This is a genomic window from Paractinoplanes durhamensis, assembly GCF_016862175.1.
Lineage (GTDB): Bacteria > Actinomycetota > Actinomycetes > Mycobacteriales > Micromonosporaceae > Actinoplanes > Actinoplanes durhamensis.
The window spans coordinates 67404-90855 of record NZ_BOML01000022.1 but is presented as its reverse complement, the minus strand read 5'-3'; the positions used below and the strand labels follow the sequence as shown (position 1 = coordinate 90855).

Sequence of the window (23452 nt, the reverse complement as noted above, 5' to 3'; positions counted from 1 at the left end):
GCTCAGACTCCTAGCGCGTGGCCCGGACCGAAGTCCGGGCCACTTATTCACTGTCCGGTGCCGTACTTGTTCTTTACGTCCTCGTAGAACTTGCGCAGCTCCTCGCCGCCCGAGCTCTTCCAGGTCTGCAGCGCATCGGTGAAGGCCGAGATCGGCTTACGCCCGTACCGCACGTCGATCGAGACGTCGACCATCGGCTGGTTGAGGTTGGCGTACTGGGCCGGCTCGGTGATGTTCATGCCGTAGAACGCGGGCTTGACCGCGTGCTTCACCATGTCCGCCTCCCAGGCGGCGTAGTCCTTGGCCACCTGCTCGTAGCCGGGCGTGACCGGGACCGGGGTGACCGGCGTGACCAGGAACTGGTAGGTCGTGGCGACCTCCTTGCTGCCCTTCTCGGTCAGCTTCGGGTTGCCGCCGGTCATCGTGTAGTCGACGCCCTCCTTGCCGAAGTTGACCGTCAGCCACTCGGTCGACCCGTACGGCGCGGCCAGGTAGTTCGCGATCGACAGGACCTCCTTGATCTGGTCGGCGCTGAGCTTGCCGTTCAGGAAGGAGTACATGCTGGACGCCGGGTTCATCGGCATGGCCGGCTTGCCGTCGGCCGCCAGGAGCTTGAAGGCCTGCTTCTCGTACGACGGGTTGGCCGCCTTGCCGGACTCCGCATCCGACCCGGCCCAGCCACCGGTGCCGTCCCCGGTGATGACCTCCTTGCCACTCCAGAACCGCTGCTTGCCCTCCTCCTTCTTGCCGGCGAGGGCATCGGGGTGGACGTAGCCGGCCTTGGCCTGCTTGGCGAACCAGTTGAGCGCCTCGAGGTACTCGGGCATCTCGTAGCGGTTGACGACCTTGCCACTGGCGTCGACGGTCCACCGGTAGGGATCGCCCGGGAAGTGGAAGATGTGCGCCGTGTAGTCGAAGATGTCGCCGAACGCCCAGCGGCCCGCCTTGGGGTCGGTCAGCTGCTTGGCGATGCCCTCGAGGTCGGCCGGGGTCTTGATGCTGTTCGCGTCGATGCCCAGCTGCCGGAAGATGTCGGCGCGGTAGAAGATGGCCCCGCCGGCGGAGGCCGCACTGTAGTAGGTGGGCAGGCCGAACAGCTTGCCGTTCCAGATGCAGGACTGCCAGGCCCCGGTCGGGATGGCGGCCAGGTTCGGGTACGCCTTGATGGCGTCGCCGGACAGGTAGGGCCCGAGGTCGGCGAACTTGTTGACCGCGTCGGCGAAGCCCAGGTTGCCCATGTTCCAGCTGGGGATCATCAGCCAGTCGGGAAGCTTGCTGCCGGCGAAGAGCGGCGGCAGGATCTTGTCGTAGTTGACCCCGTCGGCCGGCTGCATCTTCAGGTCGGCGCCGAGCGCGGCGTTGACCGTGTCGTAGTAGGTGTTGCCCTTCGACGACGGGATGGACCCCCACAGCGGGGTCATCGTCGTGTAGGAGCCGCCCTTGCCGGGCACGCCGGTGACGGTGGCGACCGGGCTGGCCGGATATTTCAGGTAGACCGGGGTGGAGAAGAAGCCGTTCGCGCCCGGGGCGCTCGGGATGTCCGGCGTCAGGGCCGCGGTGGACGGCACGTAGGCGGGCAGGATCTTCGCGAGCTGGTTCTTGTCGGTCGTGCCCGGGCCGCTGGAGGTCTTGGCGTCACCGCAGGCCGCGAGCAGGCCACTCCCCGCGATCGTGAGCGCACCGAGACCGGCCAGCTCCAGGAACCGGCGACGGTCGGCACGGACTCCATCGAGAGGGTTCACTATGTTCACTCCCTTCCGGGATTCCAAATCGGTTGCCTTGAGGACTAAGACATCGATAAACTTTAGTTGGGGCGTTAAACAAACAAAGTAGCTGCTGCCCTCCGACCTCACAACCCCTCACGGGGGTGCGGCATGATGGGCGGCGAGAGCATCGGACCGGGGGCAGGGGCCATTGGTGTTCACCAAGGACGGCGGGCCGCAACGATCGGATTTCGCGGACGTCCGCGCGACCAACCTGGCGGTCGTGCTGCGTCATCTGCGGGTGAATGCACCCTGCTCGCGAGCCGACATCGCCGGCGCCACCGGTCTCAACAAGGCGACCGTGTCCAGCCTCGTCACCGACCTGATCGAGCGCCGGCTGGTGCGCGAGGTCGGCATGACCGAGAACCGGATCGGCCGCCCGGCCATGATGCTGGTCCTGGACGGCTCGCCGTATGCGGCGATCGGCCTCGAGGTCAACTCCGACTACCTCACCGCGGTCGCTCTCGACCTCGGCGGTGAGCGCCTGCTGTCCTGGCGCCGCGGCTGGACCGGCGCCTCGGGCGCCCCCGGCCCGGCGATCGCCTCGCTGGTCGCGCTGGCCAAGCGGGCGATCGCCAAGGTCACCGGGGAGCAGCGCCGGGTGCTCGGCCTCACCGTCGCGGTGCCCGGCCTGGTCGACCCGGACGGCGTGGTCGAGCTCGCGGCCAACCTCGGCTGGCGCCAGGTCGACCTGCGCAAGTCACTGCTCGGCGCGCTCGGCGATCCGGCCTATCCACTGCTGGTGGAAAACGACGCCAATCTCGCGGTGCTCGCCGAGCAGCGTTTCGGCGGCCACGCCGGGACGGCCGACCTGGTCTACCTGGCCGGCGGGGCGGGCATCGGGGCCGGCATCATCAGCGACGGCCGGCTGCTGCGCGGCAGCCGGGGCTTCGCCGGCGAGTTCGGCCATCTGCCGATCGCGCCGTCCGGCGGCCCGCTCTGCGACTGCGGCCGGCACGGCTGCACCGACGCGCTGGCCGGGCTGGGCGCGCTGATCCGCCGGGCGCTGCCCGAGGCGGCCGTCTCGCCGGCCGAGTTCGGGCCGCACGTCGACGAGATCCACCGGCTGGCCAAGGCGGGCGACCCGGCGGTGCTGGCGGCGCTGGCCACCACCGGGCGGCACCTCGGCCACGGCATCTCGATCCTGACCAATCTGATCAACCCGGAATACGTCGCGCTCGGCGGCTATTTCACCGTGCTCGCGCCGTGGCTGATCCCGGACGCCGAGCGCGAGCTGCTGGCCCGCTCGGTGGCCGGCGACGCCGGCGGCACCCGCATCGTCGCCTCGGCTCTGGACTCAAGCGCGGCGGCGGCCGGGGGCGCGACGCACGTACTGGACGCGATCGACGCGGGAGCGCTCCCAACGCCCTGACCGGAATAGATCAACATCGCTTGACTGACCCCGACCGGCTGCGGTAGACATCTGGGCAACTCTCCGAAACACCTTCGACACATGCGTGATCCCGTGTCGAAGCGCTTCGACTGTCCCACCACACCGTCCGGTGAAGCGCCTTCGACAACCGCCACACCGACGGATGTGACCATGATCGACACTCCCCGCTTCCGCCAGCCCGATGCGCCGCTCGCCGACCGCGTCGACGATCTGCTGACCCGGCTCACCCTGCCGGAGAAGGTCGCGATGCTGCACCAGCATCAGCCGGCCGTCGATCGGCTCGGCATCGCCTCGTTCCGGACCGGCACCGAAGCGCTGCACGGTCTCGCCTGGCTCGGCGACGCCACCGTCTTCCCGCAGGCGGTCGGCCTGGCCACCAGCTGGAACCTCGACCTGATCCGCCGGGTCGGCGCCGCGGTCGGCAACGAGGTGCGCGGCCTGCACCACAAGGACCCGACGCGCTGCGGCCTCAACGTCTGGGCGCCGGTGGTCAACCCGCTGCGCGACCCCCGCTGGGGGCGCAACGAGGAGGGGTACGCCGAGGACCCGCTGTTCTCCGCGCTGGCCGGCGACGCGTACGCCCGGGGGCTGGCCGGCGACCATCCGCGGGTGCTGCGGACCGCGCCCACCCTCAAGCACTTCCTCGGCTACAGCAGCGAGACCGACCGCTGCACGATGTCGAGCAACCTGAGCCCGCGGGTGCTCCGCGAATTCGAACTGCCCGCGTTCCGGCTGCCGATCGAGCGCGGCTCGGCGGTCGCCGTGATGGCCTCCTACAACCTGGTCAACGGCCGGCCCGCGCACGTCACGCCGTATCTCAACGACGAGCTGCGCACCTGGACCACCGACGAGGTGCTGGTGGTGTCGGACGCGTACGCGCCGAGCAACCTCGCCGATCCGCAGCAGCAGGCCTGGTTCCCCGATCACGCGGAGAGCCACGCGGCCGCGCTGCGGGCCGGCATCGACAGCTTCACCGACGCCGACGACCGCTCCGAGGTGACCGTCGAACGGATCAACGAGGCGATGCGGCGGGGCCTGGTCACCGAGGAGGACGTCGACCGGGCCGTCCGGCGGGCCTTGACCGTCCGGGTCCGGCTCGGCGAGTTCGACCCCGACGAGGACAACCCGTACGCCGGCGTGACGTCCGAAGTGATCAATTGCGCCGAGCACCAGGAGCTGGCCCGCCAGGCCGCCCGCGAGTCGATCACGCTGCTCAAGTCGGAGTGCTGCCTGCTCCCGCTCGACCCGGCCCGGCACCGGACGGTCGCGGTGGTCGGCCCGCACGCCGCGAAGAACTACACGGACTGGTATTCGGGCACCCTCCCCTACTCGTGCACGCTGCGCGACGGCCTCGCCGAGGTCTTCGGCGACGCCCGGATCCTGCACGCCGAGGGCGTCGACCGGATCGCGCTGCGGTTCGGCGACCGTTACCTGGCCGCCGACGCCGACGGCGTGCGCCTGGTCGACGAGGTGGCCGGCTTCGACGTCTTCGACTGGGGCAACGGCGTCGTCACCCTGCGGTCCACGGTGAACGGAAAGTTCCTGCGGGCCTCGGCCGAGGGCCTGACCGCCGACTCCCCCGGCCCGTCCGAGTGGGTGGTGCGGGAGATGTTCCGCCTCGACCGCCGGGCCGACGGCACGGTGGCGCTGCGCACCCACTCCTCCCCCGGCAACACCGAGCTCGGCTCGCTCACCGCCCAGCTCGACCTCGGCCCGCGGGCCGCCCGGCTGGTGCTGGAAACCCTCGTGGACGGGGTCGCCGACGCCGCCGACCTGGCCGCCACCGCCGACGCGGTGGTCGTGGTGGGTGGCAACCACCCGCTGGTCAACGGCCGGGAGACCGAGGACCGCGCCGACCTGAAGCTCCCGCCGGCCCAGGACCGGCTGCTGCGCGAGGTGTGGGCGGCCAACCACAACACCGCGCTGGTGCTGGTCTCCAGCTACCCGTACGCGGTGGAATGGGCCGACGTGCACCTGCCCGCGGTGCTGTGGATGTCGCACGGCGGCCAGGAGCTCGGGCACGCGCTCACCGACGTGCTCACCGGTAGGGCCGACCCGGGCGGGCGGCTCACCCAGACGTGGTACCGCAGCGCCTGCGAACTGCCGGACCTTCTCGACTACGACATCATCACCAACGACGCGACCTATCAGTACTATCGCGGCACCCCGCTCTACCCGTTCGGGCACGGCCTGTCCTACGCCACGTTCGGCTACTCCAACCTCGACGTCTCGCACTCGTCGGCGGCGCCGGGCGACACCGTGACCGTCACGGTCTGGGTGACCAACACCGGCCGCCGGCCCGGCAGCGAGGTGGTGCAGCTCTACACCCACCAGCAACTGTCCCGGGCGAAGCAGCCGCTGCGGCAGCTCCGCGGGTTCGCCAAGATCACCCTGGAGCCGGGCGCGTCCGAGCTGGTCTCGTTCGAGCTGGCCGTGGACGACCTGCGGTTCTGGGACATCACCTCGAACCGCTACGTGGTCGAGACCGCCCGGCACAAGGTCATGGTCGGCCGGTCGGCCAGCGACATCCGGCTCACCGCCACCCTGCCGGTGCGCGGCAGCCGGATCGGGCCGCGCCCGGCCCTGGACCGCCCGATCGCCGCGGTCGACCACGACGAGTACAGCGGGATCACCCTGGTGGCGACCGGCGACCCGGTCCGCGGGGAGGCGGTGCGCGCGGTCGAGGACGGCGCCTGGTTCGCCATGTCCGGCGTCGACCTGACCGGCAGCCGCGCGGTGGCGGTCGGTGGCGACGGCCCGCCGGTGGTGCTGCGGCTCGACGACCCCTACGCGGGCCCGGCCCTGGCCACTGTGGCGCCCGGCGCCGACGCGGTGCGGACCGAGGTGACCGACGGCGTACACGATCTCTACCTGATCCTCGACGCGGGCAGCCGGGTCACCGACATCACCTTCCGGCCAGAAAGTTCTTGAGAGGGCATTGTCGGATCGGCGGAGTCGCGTTCGTTGCCATGATGAGCAACGACCACGAGGGAAGGACCGACCGATGCAGTATCTGGTTTCCGTGATCACCGACCACCCCGGCCTGGCCACGCCCGCGGAGCAGGCGGCCATCGACGAGTTCAACGATCGGCTGGTCGCCGACGGCCACTGGGTCTTCGCCGGTGGCCTCGGCGGCCCGGACACGGCCACCACCCTCGACAACCGGGGGGCCGAGCCGCTGCTCACGGACGGGCCGTTCGTGGAGTCGAAGGAGTTCATCATCGGCTTCTGGATCATCGAGGCCGCCGACCTCGACGTGGCACTCCGCCTCGCCGCGGACGGGTCCCGAGCGTGCAACCGGAAGGTCGAGGTCCGGCCGTTCCTGTGACGGACGCGATCACCCGGGCCTACCGGGCGGAATGGGCGCGGGTGGTCGCCGCGCTGACCCGCCGGTTCGGCGATCTCGACATCGCCGAGGAGGCAGCGGCCGAGGCGTTCGCGACCGCCGTCGAGCGGTGGCCGGCCGACGGCGTGCCGCCCAATCCCGGTGGGTGGCTGACCATCACCGCCACCCGCCGGGCCATCGACCGGCTCCGCCGGGAGAGCAGACGAGACGACAAACAGAAGGAGGCTCAATTGATGTACGCCGTTGAGCCTCCCGACGAGACCGGCGTCGTCGACGACGAGCGGCTCCGGCTGATCTTCACCTGCTGCCACCCGGCGCTCGCCCCGGAGACCCGGGTGGCGCTGACCCTGCGGATGGTCGGCGGTCTGACCGTTTCCGAGATCGCCCGGGCCTTCCTCGTCCAGGAGACCGCGATGGGGCAGCGGATCACCCGGGCCAAAGCCAAGATCAAGACGGCCCGCATCCCCTACCGGGTGCCGGCCGCGGCCGACCTCCCGGCGCGGGTCTCCGGCGTACTCTCCGTGCTCTTCCTGGTCTTCAACGAGGGTTACCTGGCCACCGGGCCGGACACCGACCCGATCCGGCACGACCTGACCGCCGAGGCGATCCGGCTCACCCGCCTGATCCGGGCCCTGCTGCCGGCCGACGGCGAGGTGGCCGGGCTGCTGGCGCTGATGCTGATGACCGAGGCCCGCGGCACCGCCCGGGTCACCGCCGGCGGCGAGCTGGTGCCGCTCGGCGAGCAGGACCGCGGCGCCTGGGACCGGGCGCTGATCGCCGAGGGCCACCGGCTGGTCCGCGAACGGCTGGCCGCCGGGGTGGCGCCCGGCCGCTACCAGATCCTGGCCGCGATCAACGCCGTGCACACCTCGGCGCCCGACGTCGGCGCCACCGACTGGTCGCAGGTCGTCGCCCTCTACGACCAGCTGGTCCGGCTCGACCCCTCGCCGATCGTCGCGCTCAACCGGGCGGTCGCGGTCGCCGAGCTGGACGGCCCGGAGGTGGCCCTGGCGATCATCGACCGGCTCACCGAGCGGCTGGCCGGCTATCACGCATTCCACGCGACCCGCGCCGAGTTCCTCCGCCGGCTGGGCCGCGTTCAGCATTCCCGGGCCGCCTACGACAAAGCCATCGAGCTGGCCGGCAATACCGCCGAGACCACCTACCTGACCCGCCGCCGCGACCAGCTCGCCGCATAGTTCTATGCGGTCGGCTTGCAGCTCGCCGGGTCGGTGCCGGTGGCCAGCTCCTTGCCGTCGGCCGACACCACGCTGACCGCGGCGACGCCGTGCGGGCCGGCCTCGTTCGCCGCGTTCTGGCAGAGGCCGGCGGCGAGGTCGCCCTCGTCGGCGCCGAGCGAGGTCGACACCACCGCCTTGTCGCAGCTCGGCACGTCTACCGAGGTCACCGCGCCCATCCCGGTCAGCGACGCCTTGATCTCGGCGAGCGCGGCGCCGCAGTCATCGGCGGCCGCGGCGGCGGGGGCGGCGGTCGTCGCCGCGGGGGCGGCCGCTTCATCGTCCGATCCCCCGCAACCGCCGAGGCCGAGCAGGATGGTGAGACCGGCGGCAGCAATTAATGAATTCACTCGCATAACGGCACGATGGCAGGGCCGCACGCCAATAGCAATAGCCTTTATCGAAGCATTATCGACCTTAAGCGTTTCTTTGGGGACGGCCGATAAAATGCGTTTCAAAAGGCATCAGGAATGCGTTGCGTACGCCAATCCAGGAAAGCATACCGCGCTTCCTGCCCGTTTATGGCGTTTTGGGAGGCATGGCGTGAGACGGTAAGGCGGTGCAACACGAGGCGGCGCCGCCATCCCACCGGGCGGCGGTCTTTCTGTGGGCCGGCGTACTGTTCGCCGCCCTGCTCCTGCCGTTCGCGTTCATCGCGTCCACCCTCAACGGCCTGGCCGTGGTCATGCTCGGCAGCGCACTGCTGGTCATGGCCTCGATCGCCGCCGGGATCCGGCTGCATCGGCCGCCCTTCGCGCGCGCCTGGTGGCTGATCTTCACCTCGGTCGGGCTGGCCCTGGCCGGCAACCTGATCTTCGCGACGATCCTGTCGGGCACGGTCGCGCGCAACGCGGCCGCCATCAACATCATCTACGGCATCACCTACCCGATCCTGTGCGCCGGCGTGGCGCTGCTGCCCAACCACGGCCGGCCGCGTGCCGCCCGGATCGGCCTGACCGAGAGCGCGGTCATCGCGGCCTGCGTCGCGGTGATCTGGTGGATGGGGTTCGTCGACCCGGCCCTGGTCGATCCCGGCCTCCTGCGCACCCACGCCTACCTGCTGGTCGAGCCGTTCCTCGACCTGGTCCTGTTCGGTCTCGGCGTTCGCCTGATGCTGCTCAGCGACGCGCGCTCGCTGTCCTACTGGATGGTGTCGGCCTCCTGCGTGGCCCGGCTGGTGGCGGACACCGGCTACCTGACGGTCGGCAGCAAGGCGGGCTACCCGACCCCGCTGAGCATCGCCGGCTGGCTGATCTGCAACGGCCTGATCGCGGTCGCCGCCCTGCACCCGTCGATGACCCGGACGGTCCCGCTGCCGGCCGACGGGACGGTCGGCCGGCGCGGCGCCGGGCCGGTCTCGGTCGGCACCGTGGTGGCCACCCCGGTGCTGGCCGGCGCGTTCCTGCTGCACGAGGGGCTGGCCGACGACCTCAGCAGCGTCGACGTCGTCGTCCCGATGATCGCCACGGCGGTGACGTCGGCGCTGATCGTCGAGCGGATGCGACAGCTCAACCGGTTCGCCGGCCGGCGAGCCGCGGAACTCGAGACCGCGCTGCTCAGCGAGGCCGAACTCCGCAAGGAGCTGCTGTTCCGGGCCACCCACGACATGCTGACCGGCCTGCCCGGACGGTCGACGCTGCACGACCGGCTGGCCGCCTGCCTGGCCACCGGCCCCGGCGGCACCCTGATGCTGCTCGACCTCGACGACTTCAAGGAGGTCAACGACCGGTTCGGGCAGACCGTCGGCGACGACCTGCTGATCGAGGCGGCGACCCGGCTGCGCGGCCTGATCGACGACGGCCTGGTGGCCCGGCTGCACAGCGACGAGTTCGCCGTGCTGCTCGAAGGCGTCGCGCTGACCGACGCCTGGGCCACCACCGAGCGGGTGCTGACCGCGATGCGGCGCCCGCTGACGGTCCAGGGCCACGAGCTGTTCGCCCAGGTCAGCATCGGCCTGTGCGACCTGGCCGACGACGAGTCGGCGGCGGATGTCATCCGGGACGCCTACCTGGCGCTGCACGCGGCCAAGGAGGCCGGGCGCAACCAGATGGTGCTCTTCGACGAGGAACTGCGGGCGAAGCGGCTGCAGGCGGCGCAGACGGTGGAGCGGCTGCGCGACGCGATCACCCGCGACGAGTTCCTGGTGTTCTACCAGCCGCTGATCCGGCTCACCGACGAGCGCATCACCGGCGTCGAGGCGCTCATCCGGTGGCAGCCGCCCGGCGAGAAGATGGTGCCGCCGGACAGGTTCATCGGCATCTCCGAGGACAGCGGGCTGATCGTCCCGATCGGGGCCTGGGTGCTGCGCGAATCGTGCCGGGCGGTGGCCGGCTGGCATCGCCGGCACGGCACGGTGGTCTCGGTGAACGTGTCGCCGCGCCAGCTGCGCGAGCCGGACTTCGGAATGATGGTGCTGGACGCGCTGCGCACCTCCGGCCTGCCGCCGCAGGCCCTGATCCTGGAGATCACCGAGGGCGTGCTGGTCAACTCGGGAACGGTCACCGAGCAGGCGATCAGCCACCTGAGCATGCTGCGCGGGCACGGCATCAAGGTGGCGATCGACGACTTCGGCACCGGCTACTCGTCGCTGGCGTACCTCCGCGATCTCCCGATCGACAATGTCAAGATCGACCGCTCCTTCATGCCCGCCCCCGGCGCCCCCGACCCGGCCGCCCGGACCCTGGTCAAGGCGATCATCGACCTGGCCGCCGGCCTGCGGCTGGGCACCATCGCCGAGGGTGTGGAGACCGCCGAGCAGGTGGCCCTGCTGCAGGAGCTGGGCTGCGAGCGGGCGCAGGGTTTCTTCTACTCACGCCCGGTCCCCGAGCCGGACGCGGCCCGCCTGATCCTGGAGTCGGCCGACGCGGCGGAACAGCGCGCCTGAGGGACGGCGTCGCCGAGCTCGTCGCGGCGCGCGACGCCCAGCTTTCGGTAGATGCGGGTCAGGTGCTGTTCGACCGTGCTCATCGTGATGTAGAGCTGGGCGCTGATCTCGCGGTTGGTGTGGCCCCGCGCCGCCAGCCCGGCGACCTTCGCCTCGGCCCGGGTCAGCCGGGGCGGCGCGGTGTCCGGGAGGGTGGTCGCCAGCAGCTGTGCCGCCCGGGTCCGGCTCCACGAGGACGGTGCCGGCGAGCGGGTCAGGTGCTCCTCGGCCAGTTGGCGGGCGGTGTCCCGGTCGCCGAGCCGCAGCAGGGCCTCGGACAGGTCGGCCCGCCAGGGCAGCAGGCCGGGCGCCTCGATCCCCCACGACGTCAGCCGGTCGCCGATGGTCCGGAAGTCGTCGGCCGCTCGCTGCGGCGCGCCGGTGGCCAGGTGGTGCCGGCCGCGGGCACGCAGATGCAGCAGGCCGTACGGGCTGCGGGTGAGGTCGGCCGGCGCCGGGACGGTGACCGCGGCGGCGACCTCGGCGTGCTGCCCGAGCTCGGTCAGCGCCAGCAGCAGGACGGCGCGCGGCACCGCTTCCCGCACGCTCCACCGGTCGTCGCCGATCGCCCGCCGGGCCACGGCGGCGGCCCGGCCCGGATCGCCGGCCCACAGGGCGGCGGCCGCCCGGGCCCCGGCCAGCAGCGATTGCCACGGGGGCAGCTCGCTGACGGCGACCGCACGGGCGAGCCGGCCGAACCAGGGTTGGTCCGGGTCGAATCGTTCCAGCCCGAGCAGGGTGAAGACGGCGATCTGCGCGTCTTCCAGGTTCGCTTCGCCGGGCGTGAGATGGCGAAGCATCTCGACCGCCGCCGCCGCGGAGTGCACGACGGTGCCTGGGCCGGGAAAGACGTGCCGGACCCAGCGGTCGTCGCCGTCGCGCGCGACGAGGGCGTCGTCGGCGCGGCCCTGCCAAGCCGCCAGGCGGGCCAGGCGGGCGGTCCGCTCCGGGGCGAGGTGGCCGTCGCGGGCCGCGGCCATCAGGGCGGTGAGCAGGTCGCCGGCCTGGGCCGGGTCGGACCACCACCGGACGTCGAGCAGGCGGGACCGGATCTCGGCCCGGGCGGCCGGGGCGGCCGACCAGTCCAGGGCCAGGGTGAGCTGGGCGGCGGCCTCGTCGAAGCGTCGCTCGCGGGCCGCCTGGCCGGCCGCCTCGCACAGCACGGCGGAGGCCCACGGCTCGGCGGCGACGCCCGCGGCGAGCAGGTGCCGGGCCACCACCGGGGCCGGGGCGGCGTCCTGGTGGAGCACCTCGGCGGCGCGCAGGTTCAGGCGGCGGCTCGCGGCCGGCTCGGCGCCGGTCAGCACCGCGGTGCGGACGCGGGAGCGCAGGGTGTGGTCGGGGGCGAGCAGGCCGATCGCGATGAGCTCGTCGAACAGTTCACCGAGCCGGCCCGGGGTCATGCCGAGCACCCGGCTCAGGACGAACGGCTCGGCCTGCTCGCCGAGGACCGCGATGGCCTGGGCGACCGGGGTGAGCTCGCCGCCGAGCACCCGGTGGACGGCCCGGCCGAAAGCGGCGGGCGCGACGTCGTCCAGCGCGGCTTCCACCAGAACGGCGTTGCCGCCGATCGACGGGTAGACGTCGTCGGACACCCGGCCACGGGACAACTCGGTGACCGCGGCGGCCGGCAGTGGGCGCAATCGGAGCCGGCGATAGGGCTCGCCGAGGCTCAGCGGCCGCTCGGCGCCACGGCAGGCGAATACCACTATCGGCGCGTCGGCGCCCGCGCGGCGATGGAGATCGTCGACGAATGCGCGGCAATCGGGATCACCGAGATCGGCGTCGTCGACGAGGACCGCGACGAAGGTCAGCCGGCTCAACCCGGCGATCACCGCCATCGGATCGTCCTCGGTGACGAGCCGGCGGGCGGTGGCCAGCAGCGGGCCGGAGCCGGCGAACAGCAGGTCGGCGGAGCGGCGGCCGGCCGCGCGCGGCAGCACGGCGGGGTCGACGGCGGACGGCCCGGTGACCACGGTGATCGGGGCCGCGGTGATCCGCTCGATGAGGACCGCGAGCATCGGCTCGAGGGGCGTCGCGAGGCTGGCACCGAGCAGTTCCAGCGGGCTCCCGTCGAGCTCGCTGAACGACTCCAAGCGCACCACCATTTACTTCCCCCCGGCTCGACCGAAACCATATTGGTCGATCCGCGATTACCGTATGACCTATCGCACAAAGGCATCACCGCGACAGTTCATAGTGAACGAAGTGATGACCGGAGGCGCCATTGTGTAACTCGCCGTTAACGGCGGACCCCCTATTACCCGGCGACCGCCGAATTGAGGGGTGGTGAACTCCTCGTCGACTGTGGATGGATGGCGGACGGCATATTCGTCGCCGAGAGGACTCCCCCGTGGTCGACAACTCCGGCTATCTGGTCACCGTGGACAGCCCCGCCGAGGCCCGGCGATCCGCCGGAGCCAAGGCCGCCAACCTGGCCGCCCTGAGCGAGGCCGGGGTCCGCATCCCGCCGTGGGCCGCCATCCGCAGCGAGGCGTTCGACCAGTCCGGGCAAGCGGCGCGAGAGGTGATCCGCGCGGCCTACGCCGCCGCGGGTTCGGGCCGGGTCGCGGTCCGCTCGTCGGGCCTGGAGGAGGACGGCCACCGGCATTCGTTCGCCGGCCAGTTCGACACCTACCTCAACGTGAGCGGGCTCGACCAGGTCATCGACCGGGTCCGGGCGTGCTGGCAGTCGGCGTTCTCGGACCGGGCCACGGCCTACCGGGCGACCAACGGCCTGCCGGCCGAGCCCGCGGGCATGGGCGTGCTGATCCAGCAGATGGTGCCGTCCGACGTCAGCGGCGTGCTGTTCACCGCCGACCCGGTCACCGGCGGCCGGGACACGTTCGTGGTGAGCGCGGTCTACGGCCTCGGCGAGGGCATCGTCTCCGGGGCGGTCGACGCGGACACCGCGATCCTGGACGCCCGCAGCGGAGCGGTGCTGGAGACCGACCTCGGCGACAAGGCCGAGCGGTACGACTACGCGGCCGACGGTGGCGTCGCGATCAACCCCGTCGGCGAGGCCGAGCGGGCGGCCCTGTCGCTGGCCAAGGTGGACCTGGCCGAGCTGCACGCGGCCGGCGTGCGGATCGCCGAGGTCTTCGGCGGCCCGCAGGATGTCGAATGGGCGGTCGCCGACGGGCGGCTGTGGATCCTGCAGGCCCGGCCGATCACCTCGGCGATCACGACCGGCGAGCTGCGGATCTGGGACAACGCGAACATCGTGGAGAGCTTCCGCGGCGTCACGTCCCCGCTGACCTTCACCTTCGCCGCGATGGTCTACGGCGCCGTCTACGACAGCTTCGCCCGGTCGCTGCGGGTGCCCGACAAGCAGCTGCGGCAGATGCAGGAGTGGCTGCCCAGCCTGCTCGGCAGCTTCCACGGGCGGGTCTACTACAACCTGCTCAACTGGTACCGGCTGCAGCGGATCCCGCCGTTCTACGACATCAACCGGCGGCTGCTCGAGGTCGCGATGGGCGTCGACGAGTCGCTGCCGGACGAGATCGCCGAGACGCTCTACCCGTACGAGTTCGAGTCGAGCCTCGCCGAGAAGAAGGCAAGGCTCGTCACCACGACCACGTTCTTCGGGAAGTTCTTCCGGATGGGGCGCGACGTCAAGCGATTCACCGCCTACTTCTACGAGCAGTACGCGGTGTTCGACAAGCGCGACTACGCCGCGATGCCGGCCGACGAGGTCTACCGCGCGTTCCAGCAGCTTCAGCGCAACCTGCTGCTGCGCTGGGGTCCGATGCAGATGCTCGACTCGACGATCCTGCTGTCGATGGGCGTGCTCACCGTGCTCGGCCAGAAGTGGCTGCCGGCCGACGCCCCGCCCTGGCTGACCTGGGCGGCGGCCCGGCCGGGGCCGGACGTCGAGTCGGCCGAGCCGGCCCGCGCGATGGCCGCGCTGGCCGAGATGGTGAAGGCCGACGACGAGCTGCGCCGGCTGATCGAACAGACGCCGCCGGCCGACATCCCGGCCGCCGTCACCAATCCGGAATTCGCCGCGGCGGTGGAGTCCTATGTCGCCGAGCACGGCTACCGCAGCCCCGACGAGCTGAAACTCGAAGTGCCGGACCTGCGCGAGGACCCGGCCAGCCTCTACCTGATGCTCCGCGACGCCCTCCAGGCCCCGCCGGAGACGCAGGGCAACGACACCGCCCAGGAATATCTCGACCAGCACCTGCGCGGGCCGAAGCGGTGGATCTACGAGCTCGTCCGCCGCAAGGCCGCGAAGTCGCTCGCGCACCGGGAGCGGCTGCGGTTCTGCCGGACCCGCGCGTTCGGGTCGGCCAAGCAGATCCTCCGCGCGCTCGGCCGGCACCTGCACCGGGTCGGCGCGATCGACCGCTTCGAGGACGTGTTCCTGCTGCGGCTGGACGAGCTGAGCGGCGCCTACGAGGGCAAGATCGCGCACGACGAGCTGCGGGACATCGTGGCCGTCCGACGCCGTACCCAGGAAAGGCAGTTGATCTTGGTGGCGCCGCCGCGCTTCGAGACCCGGGGCGCGCCCTATTGGGAGGGCAACCTCACCAGCTGGAGTGCGCCGCCGGAGAGCACGGGCGAGCTGCGCGGCACGCCGTCGTCGCCGGGTGTCGCGACCGGCCGGGTGGTGGTGGCGGATCGGCCGCAGGACGTCAACGGCGGCATCCTGGTCACCTACAGCACCGATCCGGGCTGGGTGGCGGCGCTGCCGTCGGCGGCCGGGCTGATCATCGAGCGCGGCAGCCCGCTGACCCACGTCGCGATCGTCGCCCGCGAGCTGGGCGTGCCGACCATCGTGAAGGTCAAGGGCGCCACCCGCGCGCTGAAGACCGGCATGGTGATCCGGATGGACGGCGGCACCGCCACCATCGAGGTGCTCGAGCAGGCATGAACATCCGCGACTGGCTCACGAATCCCCGGCCCGGCCGCGGCCTGCGGATCGCCACCGACGACGGGTGGGAGTCCTACTCGTACGCCGCATTGGCTCTCGCGGCCCGGCGCAGCGCGACCGCGATGCTCGCCGCCGGCGCCAAGAAGGGCGACGTGGTCTGCCTGCTGATGCCGACCGGCTATCCGGTGCTGTGTGCGTTCTTCGGCGCGTGGGCGGCCGGCCTGACGCCGTGCATGATCACGCCGCCGAGCTTCAGCAGCACCGCCGAGTACGCCGAGCTGGTCTCCGGAATCGTCGACGCCGCCCGGCCGGCGCTGCTGGTCACCGACGAGAAGTACGCCGCGGCACTGAAACAGCCGACCTTCGTGCATCGCGAGGCCGACGAGCCGATCGACGTGGCCGAGGTGGCCGGCGACGACCTGGCGATCCTGCAGTTCACCTCGGGCTCGACCGGCACCCCGCGCGGCATCCCGGTCACCTGGACCAACCTGACCGTCAACATCGAGTGCTCGCGGGCCTGGTGCGACTGGCAGGACGGCGACTCCGGCGCGTCCTGGCTGCCGCTCCATCACGACATGGGCTTGATCGGGACGCTGCTGACGATCATCTGCGGCCAGGGTGACCTGTCGCTGATGCGGCCCGCGCAGTTCCTCCGCGACCCGGCCCGCTGGCTGGAGTGCATGACCACGGCCGCGGTGACCGCCGCGCCGCCGTTCGCCCTGGAGTACGCGGCCTCCCGCATCCCCGAAGGCCGCATCGCCGGCTGGGACTTTCGCAGCTGGCGGACCATGTTCGTCGGCGCCCAGACGGTCGACCCGGCGGTGCTCGACAAGTTCGCCACCACGTTCGCGCCGGCCGGCTTCGACCCGGCCACGCTGCGCCCGGCCTACGGCATGGCCGAGACGACCCTCGGGGTGACCGGCACCGCGCCGGGCACCCGCCCGCTGGTGGTCCGGATCGAACCGGACACCCTGCGGTTCGGCCGCCCGGTCAAGATCGACCGGCAGTTCCACCTCGGCGACGAGCCGGTCCCGGCCCGCGGCGGCTGGCTCACCGGCTGCGGCGGCCCGGTGCTGGACACCGAGATCGGGCTCGTCGACGAGGACGGCGCGCCCCTGCCGGACGACTACCTCGGCGAAATCGTGGTCAGCGGCGCGACGGTCACCGCCGGATTCTCCAGGACAGGCGACGCCGGCTTCCGCCACGACGGCCAACTGTTCGTGCTGGGCCGGATGGGCGACAGCCTCAAGGTCAACGGCCGGGCCGTCTACGTCGAGGACCTGGAGGCCGCGGTCATCGAGGCCACCGGGCTGCCGGCGGCGCGCTGCGTCGTGGTCAGCGCGCCGGAGACCGACCGGATCGGCGTCGCCCTGTTCGTCGAGGGCCGCCCCGGCGGCTGGGAGACCACCGCCCGCGACCTGCTCCGGGCCCGCCTCGGCCCGGCCGCCCGGATCCGGATCATCATCGGCCGCCCCGGCCTGATCAAACGAACCACCAGCGGAAAACCGCGCCGCCGCGCGCTCTGGCAGCAACTGCAGGACGAGGGAACCGAATGATCCTTTCCGAGGCGCAGATCGAGTCGCTGGCCGAGCAGACCCTCGCCCGCATCGACGCCCCCGCCGACGCCGCCCTGCTCCTGGAGGGCTCGATCGCCGAGGGCTTCGGCAACTCCCGGTCCGACATCGACTTCCTGCTGATCGCCGACCAGGACGCCGACATGCCGACCATGCCGACGATCTTCTTCATCGACGGCCGCCGGGTGGAGATCCGCACCCGCTCGGTCGGTCAGATCAGCCGGCACCTCCTCGAGGTCGGCCGGGCCAAAACCATCGCCCGACTCGACGAACACCTGCTCAACCGCTGCCAGCGCTTCCTGCGCGGCTATCCGGTCCGGCGTCCCGACCTGATCGAAAAAGTTCGGGAGAATGTGGCGTACGACCATTTCGCGGCCGTGATGACCAAGTGGTGGGCCGAGTACGCCCGGCACTCCGTCCGGCACGCGGTCATGCTCGACGCCCTCGGGCAGCACGACCAGGCCGCCGTCTGGGCCCGGGCCGGCCTGCAGCAGGCCGCGAAGAGCTGGGCGGCCCGCAACGGCGAGACCTACCTCGAACCGAAGTGGCTGTCCCTGCAACTGGACCGGCTCGCCGCCGACCCGCTGGTCGCCCGCTACTGGCAGACCGACACGACCGCCGACTGCATCCGCCTGGTGGCCGACCTCGGCGTGACCGGCTGCGCCGACACCCCCGACCGGCTCGTCGTGGAACGCCCCCGCGAGGTCACCACCTGGCAGATCGGCGACCGCGTCCACCTGGTCCGCGACCGTCAGGACGTGTTCGTGCTCGGCGCCGAGGCCGCCCGCACCTGGCGCCGGATCATCTGGGGCCGCCCGCTGACCACATTGGGCGGCGACGGCGACCTGCTCGCCACGTTCGTCCGCTACGGCCTGATCCGGGTCTCCTGGAAGGGCGCCGCGATCGCGCCCCGCCTCCCCCTGGCCGCGCCGCTCGGCAGCGTCACCCCGGCCCCGGCGATGACCCAGCCGATCCTGAGCATCGGCGGCGCCAACCCGCGGCACCCGCGCGCGGTCGACCTGCTGCCGTTGCCGGCCAAGCGTTTCGCCGCCGCCGCGATGGCCCTGGTCTGGGGCAACATCATGGTCGAGAACGCGGTCGAGGACCTGCGCGGCGCCCTCGACCGCGAGCAGTGGCGGGTGGCCGCCCTCGCCACCACCCGGGCGGTCAACGGTGGCCTGCGCGCCCTGCTCTGCTCCTACGGCGTGAGCCCGCTGCCCAGCGACCCGGAGCTGATCGCCGGCCTCGACCTGCTGCCGGACCCGCAGCCCCGGATCGCCCAGCTGGCCCACCAGCTGACCAGCGGCGGCGGCGACCTGGCCGAGTTCATCGCCGCGGTCCGGGCGGCGGCCGGCGGCGAGGCGTTCCCGTCGTCGTTCGACTCCGCCGACGGATGGCAGCACACCCTCGACATCGGCTACGACTGGCTCCGCCTCGGCGCCTACCTCGACCAGCAGCTTCCCCTCGACGAAGCCCAAGACCTGCTCGCCAGCGGCGGCGCGCAGCCACACACCAAGGCGGCCCGATGACCACCGACCTGTCCTGCTACGCCGTGATCGGCGCGATGGCGCCGCACCGGATCGACGGGATCGGCGCCGGCACCCTGCTGCGCGACGAGCTGATGTTCGACTCGCTGCGGCTGATCGAGCTGGCGATGGCCCTGGAGAAACACTTCGGACTCCCGCCGCTCGACATGGGCGAGAGCGTCGACGTGGTGACGGCCGGCGACGTGGTCGCCCTGGTGGAGAAGGTGCTGCCATGAAGATCCTGGTCACCGGCGCCGCCGGGCTGGTCGGCACGGAAGTCTGCGCCCGCCTCAACAGGAACGGCCACGAGGTGTACGGGCTGGTGCACCACGTCCGCACCCTGGTCGGGAACAACGCCGAGCTGATCCCGGGCGACGTCACCCAGCCCCGGCTCGGTCTCGACGAGACGACCTGGCAGACGCTCACCAACAAGGTCGACCTCATCGTGCACTCGGCCGCGATCACCGACTTCGGCCGGCCGCGCGAGCTCTACCAGGCCGTCAACACCACCGGCACCGCGCACGTCCTGGAGCTGGCCGCGGCGGCCGGCGCCCGGCTCATCCACGTCAGCACCGCCTACGTGTGCGGCGAGCAGGACGGCCGGATCCTGGAGTCCGCGCTCGACGCCGGGCAGCGCTTCGGCAACCACTACGAGGAGAGCAAGTTCGAGGCCGAACTGCTGGTCCGCAAGGCGGCCTCGGACGGGCTCGCGGTCACCGTGGTCCGGCCCAGCGTCGTCGTCGGCGCCGCCCGCACCGGCGTGGTCCGCGAGTTCAAGAACATCTACGTGGTCCTCAAGCTGCTCTCCGAGGGCCGGGTCACCGCCATTCCCGGCCACTTCGACGCGTGCGTCGACCTGGTGCCGGTCGACCACGTCGCCGCGCTGATCGCCGACGTGGTGGAGAAGCCGGCCGACGGGCTGACCCTGCACGCGGTCGGGTCGAGCGTCTCGATGCGGCACCTCTCCGACGTCCTCGCCGAATACCCGTCGTTCCGGGTCCCCCGCTACGTCGCCCCGGCGACCTTCTCGGCCGCCTCGCTCGGCGACGTCGAACGCGCCTACTGGGAGCGGATGCTGTCGCTCTACGAGAGCTACTTCCGGCGCCGGCAGCACTTCGACGACACGGTCGCCGCCGGTTTCCGCGGCCACAAGCGGGCCGCCGACGGGCCGGCGCACCTCCGGAAGATCATCGACTACGCGGTCCGGGCCGGCTACCTCGGCGCGCCGCTGCCGGGGGTCGACGAGGCCCTGGCCGGGGTCGGCCGATGAGCTACGGACCGCCGTTCCCGGCCGGGCTCACCCGCGACCCGGCCAAGGAACGCTACTTCGGCACCGACAGCTACTTCCTGGACGCGTACGACCAACTGGCCGACCCGATCGGATTCGCCGCCGGGCACGCGTTGCTGCTGCTCAAGCCGGACGCCGTCGCCTCCCGGTCGATCTGGCCGGTGCTCGACTGGGTGCGCACGTCCGGCTTCCGGATCGTCGCTTCCCGACGCTTCGCGATGACCCGCGGCGCGGTCCGGGCGATGTGGCACTACCAGCTCAATCGCGCGACACCGGCCCGCTCCCGGCTGGCCGACGCGCTGTGCACCGCCTCCGATTCGATGGTGCTGCTGCTCAGCCTGCCCGACGACGATCGGGTGCCGCCGTCGGTGGCGCTCAGCGACCGCAAGGGTCCGGCCGATCCGGCCCGGCGCACCCCCGGCCAGCTGCGCTACCGGCTCGGCGACCACGGCTTCCTGCTCAACCTGGTGCACGCCTCCGACGAACCGGCCGACGTGCTGCGCGAGCTCGGCATCCTGCTCGACGTCGACGAGCGCCGCGAGCTGATCCAGCAGGCGCTGCCCGGCGCCGACCGGCACGACGCCGCGACCGCCCTCGCCGACCGGCTCTACGCCGACTCCCCGGCCCACGACCTGCGGTTCGAACCGGCCACCGCCCGGCTCGCCGCCGAGCTTTCCCAACTTCAAGATCTTCCGGCTTATGTACGGGCGGAGCTGCGCACCCGGCTCGACGCCGAAGACTGGGGCGCGCTGGTCGAGCTGATCTGGCGCGCCGGGCTGCCGGTGTCCGGCTGGGACGTCACGGTCGTCGGCTGCGGCTCGCTGCCGTTGTCCCGGCCGGAGTATGCCCAGCTGCTGCGCGGCACCGACATCGACCGGTGGCGGCAGCCCGCGCAGGTCAGCGGCCGGTGACCGTGCTGACCCGCAGCGCCGGTTTCGTCGGTGCCGTCTTCGCGCCGCAGGTGCACGTCACCTACGCGGTGCTGTGGACCGCGGCCTACGAGGCCCTTGTCGCGGGCCACGACTGGCGGCCGACCGGCGGCACCGCGCTGCGCGCCGCGACCGTCCTGGCGATGCTGCTCTACCTGCGGCTGATCGACGAACGCAAGGACGAGAGCTACGACCGGGTGCACCACCCGGACCGGCCGCTGGTGACCGGCCTGGTCACGGCGGCCGAGCTGAGCCGGGCCGGCCGCATCGTGATGGCCGTCGTGCTGGTCGCCAACGCGTTCTACTCGCCGTGGTCGGCAGTGGTGGCGGCGGCGTTCTTCGGCTACGCGGCGATGCTGACCCCGCTGGAGCGCCGGTTCCCGCGGCTGCGCGACGATCCGCTGGTCAACATCGCGGTGGTCTACCCCGTACAGCTGCTGATCGGCGTCTTTCTCGCGGTTTCGGCCGGCTCCCCCGCCGTACGGCCGCTGCTGGTCTTCGCCTTTGCCTTTCTGCATTTTGAATTCGCTCGTAAAACGGCGTGGGCGGCGACCCCGCGGATGTATTCCGCCACCGCCCTCGGGCCGGTCGGCAGCGCCCTCGCGGCCCTCGGGTTCGCCGTCGCCGCCTGCGGATTTACGGGCCGCTGGTGGCCGTACGCCATCCTGGTCCTTCCGATCGCGGCCTTGGCCGCATTCCTCAGCCGGCGCGTGCCCGCATGGCCGAAACCCGCCGCGATGCTGTTTCTGATCGTGCTGTACAGCGCGCTGATCGTCGACGGGGTGGCCTGATGGAGATCGGCGTGGTGCTTCCGCAGGGTGAATTGCACGGTGGGGCAAGGGAATTGCGGGAATTCGCGGTGGCCGTGCAGGAGCTGGGTTTTCGGCATCTGCTGGCCTATGACCATGTGCTCGGCGCCGATCCGGACGGACATCCGGGCTGGTCCGGGCCGTACGACGTGGACAATCCGTTTCATGAGCCGCTGACGTTGTTCGCTTTTCTGGCCGGCGTCTGCGATCTCGAACTGGTCACCGGGGTGCTGGTGCTGCCGCAGCGGCAGACCGCGCTGGTCGCCAAGCAGGCGGCCGAGGTCGACCTGCTCTCCGGGGGCCGGTTGCGGCTGGGCGTCGGGCTCGGCTGGAACAGCGTCGAGTACGCCGCCCTGGGGCGCCCGATGCGTGGGCTCGGGTCGCGGCTCGACGAGCAGATCGCGCTGCTCCGGGCACTGTGGACACAGCGGTCGGTCACCCTGATGGGCTCGGGCGAGCATTTCGACGCGGCCGGGCTCAATCCCCGGCCGGCCCGGTCGATCCCGATCTGGATCGGCGGCACCTCGGACGCGGCCTATCGACGGGCCGGGCGTCTCGGGGACGGATGGCTGCCGCGCCTCTCCCCCGGCCCTGCTTTGGACGCAGCCAAAGCGGTCGTCGCGTTGGCGGCGCTGTCCGCCGGCCGCGATCCCTCGGCGATCGGGATGCACGGACGGATCCGCCTCGGCGCCGGCGGGTTCGACGCCTGGCGGGACGCCGGTGCCACCCACCTGGCCGTCAGCACGCTCGGGGCCGGGTTCACCTCGTTATCGGAACACCTGCGCGCGCTGAGCCAGCTGGAAGGAGAGATCCGATGAGGACTGACACCACGGTCGAGCCGTCGTCGATCCACCGCCGCCACGCCGCGACGGTGTTCCTGACCGACGTGCAGCCCGACGGGTCGGACGGGTTCGTGGCGGCCGCGATCCTGCCCGACGGCCACGCGTACTACTCGGCGCACACCGCGCCCGCCAACCGGCGGCTCGACCCGATGCTCGTGCTGGAAACCTGCCGGCAGGCCCACAACTACCTCGCGCACACGTATTTCGAGGTCGAGGCGGACGCCGCGTTCATCCTGAACCGCTTCTCGCTGCGGGTCGCTCCCGACGCGTACACCCTGATGCCGGCGGTCGGCGACGGCCTGTTGCGGATGACCCTGCCGGCACCGACACCGCAGCTGCTCGGCCGCCGCACCCGCGGTCTCGCGCCGTCCTTCGCGCTGTCGCTCGACGGCACGCCGATCGGCGAGTCGGACATGACCGTCGGCTACCTCAGCGCGGCCGCCTACCGCGCTCTGCGCACTCGGCACCGCGGCGGCGCGCTGATCACCTCGGACGATCTGCCGCCCGCCGACCGCACCGGCGCCGTCGCGCCCGCGATCGTCGGCCGCATCCGCGACGCCGACGTCCTGCTCGCCGACCTGGCCGGCGACCGTGCCCGGCTGCTCGTCCCGGTGGAGCACACCGGACTCTTCGACCACCCGCTCGACCACATCCCCGGCACCCTGTTCATCGAGGCGGCCCGCCAGTTCGCGACCGCGCTCTCGCCGCCTTCCATGATCATGACCAGCATGAACGCGACCTTCCACGCCTTCGCCGAGTTGGACGCGCCGGTCTCGCTCACCGCTGTCACTCGGGGCGGCGAGATCGTCGTCGATGCCTGCCAGGCCGGTCGGGCGGTGGCGACGGTCGCGGTCGCGTTGTTACCGGTCCGATAGCAAGGCTTCCGGCGCCCTTAAGGAACACCCGGTGAGACTCCACGGCACACCACAGCCTTGGGGAGGAACC

Annotated in this window: 17 protein-coding genes; 14 read left to right on the top strand and 3 right to left on the bottom strand. The window is 71.8% G+C overall.

What is annotated here, in order from left to right; translation table 11 throughout:
• Positions 1–47: 47 nt before the first annotated feature.
• Positions 48–1742, bottom strand: a complete 1695-nt coding sequence (locus Adu01nite_RS14020; protein ID WP_203727174.1) for a type 2 periplasmic-binding domain-containing protein — start codon at positions 1740–1742, stop codon at positions 48–50.
• Positions 1743–1917: 175 nt separating this feature from the next.
• On the opposite strand from Adu01nite_RS14020, the gene Adu01nite_RS14015 reads away from it, so the two are divergent.
• The 4 genes from Adu01nite_RS14015 (at position 1918) to Adu01nite_RS14000 (ending at position 7701) form a co-directional block, all read left to right on the top strand.
• Positions 1918–3135 carry an ROK family transcriptional regulator gene (locus tag Adu01nite_RS14015; RefSeq protein ID WP_203727173.1) on the top strand — a complete coding sequence of 406 codons (1218 nt, stop codon included), beginning with the start codon at positions 1918–1920 and terminating at the stop codon, positions 3133–3135.
• A 171-nt stretch (positions 3136–3306) separates the two neighbouring features.
• Complete coding sequence (locus Adu01nite_RS14010) at positions 3307–6087, top strand: glycoside hydrolase family 3 protein (protein WP_203727172.1); 2781 nt, start codon at positions 3307–3309, stop codon at positions 6085–6087.
• A gap of 73 nt (positions 6088–6160) precedes the next feature.
• Entirely contained in the window at positions 6161–6484 is a 324-nt protein-coding gene (locus Adu01nite_RS14005) for a YciI family protein (RefSeq protein ID WP_203727170.1), read from the top strand.
• Complete coding sequence (locus Adu01nite_RS14000; protein ID WP_203727168.1) at positions 6481–7701, top strand: RNA polymerase sigma factor; 1221 nt, start codon at positions 6481–6483, stop codon at positions 7699–7701. The genes Adu01nite_RS14005 and Adu01nite_RS14000 overlap by 4 nt, the downstream gene beginning before the upstream one ends.
• 2 nt (positions 7702–7703) lie before the next feature.
• On the opposite strand, the gene Adu01nite_RS13995 is transcribed toward Adu01nite_RS14000, so the two are convergent.
• Positions 7704–8096 carry a hypothetical protein gene (locus Adu01nite_RS13995; protein ID WP_203727166.1) on the bottom strand — a complete coding sequence of 131 codons (393 nt, stop codon included), beginning with the start codon at positions 8094–8096 and terminating at the stop codon, positions 7704–7706.
• A 203-nt stretch (positions 8097–8299) separates the two neighbouring features.
• Here Adu01nite_RS13995 and Adu01nite_RS13990 point away from each other — a divergent pair, with 203 nt between their 5' ends.
• On the top strand, positions 8300–10624 hold the full coding sequence (locus Adu01nite_RS13990; protein WP_203727164.1) for a putative bifunctional diguanylate cyclase/phosphodiesterase: 2325 nt from the start codon (positions 8300–8302) through the stop codon (positions 10622–10624).
• Here Adu01nite_RS13990 and Adu01nite_RS13985 read toward each other — a convergent pair.
• A complete protein-coding gene (locus Adu01nite_RS13985) occupies positions 10546–12771 on the bottom strand; it encodes a helix-turn-helix domain-containing protein (protein ID WP_203727162.1) in 2226 nt (741 codons plus the stop codon). The genes Adu01nite_RS13990 and Adu01nite_RS13985 overlap by 79 nt on opposite strands.
• A 275-nt stretch (positions 12772–13046) precedes the next feature.
• On the opposite strand from Adu01nite_RS13985, the gene Adu01nite_RS13980 reads away from it, so the two are divergent.
• From Adu01nite_RS13980 to Adu01nite_RS13940, 9 genes are read left to right on the top strand one after another with little or no spacing between them, the layout of a single operon-like run.
• Positions 13047–15539, top strand: coding sequence for a phosphoenolpyruvate synthase (locus Adu01nite_RS13980; RefSeq protein ID WP_379138986.1), 2493 nt, complete (start codon positions 13047–13049; stop codon positions 15537–15539).
• Positions 15536–17095, top strand: a complete 1560-nt coding sequence (locus tag Adu01nite_RS13975) for an AMP-binding protein (RefSeq protein ID WP_203727158.1) — start codon at positions 15536–15538, stop codon at positions 17093–17095. Before Adu01nite_RS13980 ends, Adu01nite_RS13975 begins: the two co-directional genes overlap by 4 nt.
• Positions 17092–18642 carry a hypothetical protein gene (locus tag Adu01nite_RS13970; RefSeq protein ID WP_203727156.1) on the top strand — a complete coding sequence of 517 codons (1551 nt, stop codon included), beginning with the start codon at positions 17092–17094 and terminating at the stop codon, positions 18640–18642. The genes Adu01nite_RS13975 and Adu01nite_RS13970 overlap by 4 nt, the downstream gene beginning before the upstream one ends.
• Entirely contained in the window at positions 18639–18875 is a 237-nt protein-coding gene (locus Adu01nite_RS13965; RefSeq protein ID WP_203727154.1) for an acyl carrier protein, read from the top strand. The genes Adu01nite_RS13970 and Adu01nite_RS13965 overlap by 4 nt, the downstream gene beginning before the upstream one ends.
• The gene (locus Adu01nite_RS13960) at positions 18872–19909 is read left to right on the top strand and encodes an SDR family oxidoreductase (protein ID WP_203727152.1); all 1038 of its coding nucleotides are present in this window, start codon (positions 18872–18874) and stop codon (positions 19907–19909) included. The genes Adu01nite_RS13965 and Adu01nite_RS13960 overlap by 4 nt, the downstream gene beginning before the upstream one ends.
• Entirely contained in the window at positions 19906–20838 is a 933-nt protein-coding gene (locus Adu01nite_RS13955) for a nucleoside-diphosphate kinase (protein ID WP_203727150.1), read from the top strand. Before Adu01nite_RS13960 ends, Adu01nite_RS13955 begins: the two co-directional genes overlap by 4 nt.
• Complete coding sequence (locus Adu01nite_RS13950; RefSeq protein WP_203727148.1) at positions 20835–21647, top strand: hypothetical protein; 813 nt, start codon at positions 20835–20837, stop codon at positions 21645–21647. The genes Adu01nite_RS13955 and Adu01nite_RS13950 overlap by 4 nt, the downstream gene beginning before the upstream one ends.
• Positions 21647–22483, top strand: coding sequence for an LLM class F420-dependent oxidoreductase (locus Adu01nite_RS13945; protein WP_203727146.1), 837 nt, complete (start codon positions 21647–21649; stop codon positions 22481–22483). The genes Adu01nite_RS13950 and Adu01nite_RS13945 overlap by 1 nt, the downstream gene beginning before the upstream one ends.
• Positions 22480–23382, top strand: coding sequence for a ScbA/BarX family gamma-butyrolactone biosynthesis protein (locus tag Adu01nite_RS13940; protein ID WP_203727144.1), 903 nt, complete (start codon positions 22480–22482; stop codon positions 23380–23382). Before Adu01nite_RS13945 ends, Adu01nite_RS13940 begins: the two co-directional genes overlap by 4 nt.
• Positions 23383–23452 lie beyond the last annotated feature (70 nt).

What these genes read in the sequence shown, in the direction of transcription:
- Adu01nite_RS14005 (WP_203727170.1), top strand. Translation starts at nt 6,161, where the DNA reads ATGCAGTATCTGGTTTCCGTGATCACCGACCACCCCGGCCTGGCCACG.
- Adu01nite_RS13960 (WP_203727152.1), top strand. Translation starts at nt 18,872, where the DNA reads ATGAAGATCCTGGTCACCGGCGCCGCCGGGCTGGTCGGCACGGAAGTC.
- Adu01nite_RS13965 (WP_203727154.1), top strand. Translation starts at nt 18,639, where the DNA reads ATGACCACCGACCTGTCCTGCTACGCCGTGATCGGCGCGATGGCGCCG.
- Adu01nite_RS13940 (WP_203727144.1), top strand. Translation starts at nt 22,480, where the DNA reads ATGAGGACTGACACCACGGTCGAGCCGTCGTCGATCCACCGCCGCCAC.
- Adu01nite_RS13995 (WP_203727166.1), bottom strand. Translation starts at nt 8,096, where the DNA reads ATGCGAGTGAATTCATTAATTGCTGCCGCCGGTCTCACCATCCTGCTC.
- Adu01nite_RS13970 (WP_203727156.1), top strand. Translation starts at nt 17,092, where the DNA reads ATGATCCTTTCCGAGGCGCAGATCGAGTCGCTGGCCGAGCAGACCCTC.
- Adu01nite_RS13975 (WP_203727158.1), top strand. Translation starts at nt 15,536, where the DNA reads ATGAACATCCGCGACTGGCTCACGAATCCCCGGCCCGGCCGCGGCCTG.
- Adu01nite_RS13955 (WP_203727150.1), top strand. Translation starts at nt 19,906, where the DNA reads ATGAGCTACGGACCGCCGTTCCCGGCCGGGCTCACCCGCGACCCGGCC.
- Adu01nite_RS14010 (WP_203727172.1), top strand. Translation starts at nt 3,307, where the DNA reads ATGATCGACACTCCCCGCTTCCGCCAGCCCGATGCGCCGCTCGCCGAC.
- Adu01nite_RS13945 (WP_203727146.1), top strand. Translation starts at nt 21,647, where the DNA reads ATGGAGATCGGCGTGGTGCTTCCGCAGGGTGAATTGCACGGTGGGGCA.
- Adu01nite_RS13985 (WP_203727162.1), bottom strand. Translation starts at nt 12,771, where the DNA reads ATGGTGGTGCGCTTGGAGTCGTTCAGCGAGCTCGACGGGAGCCCGCTG.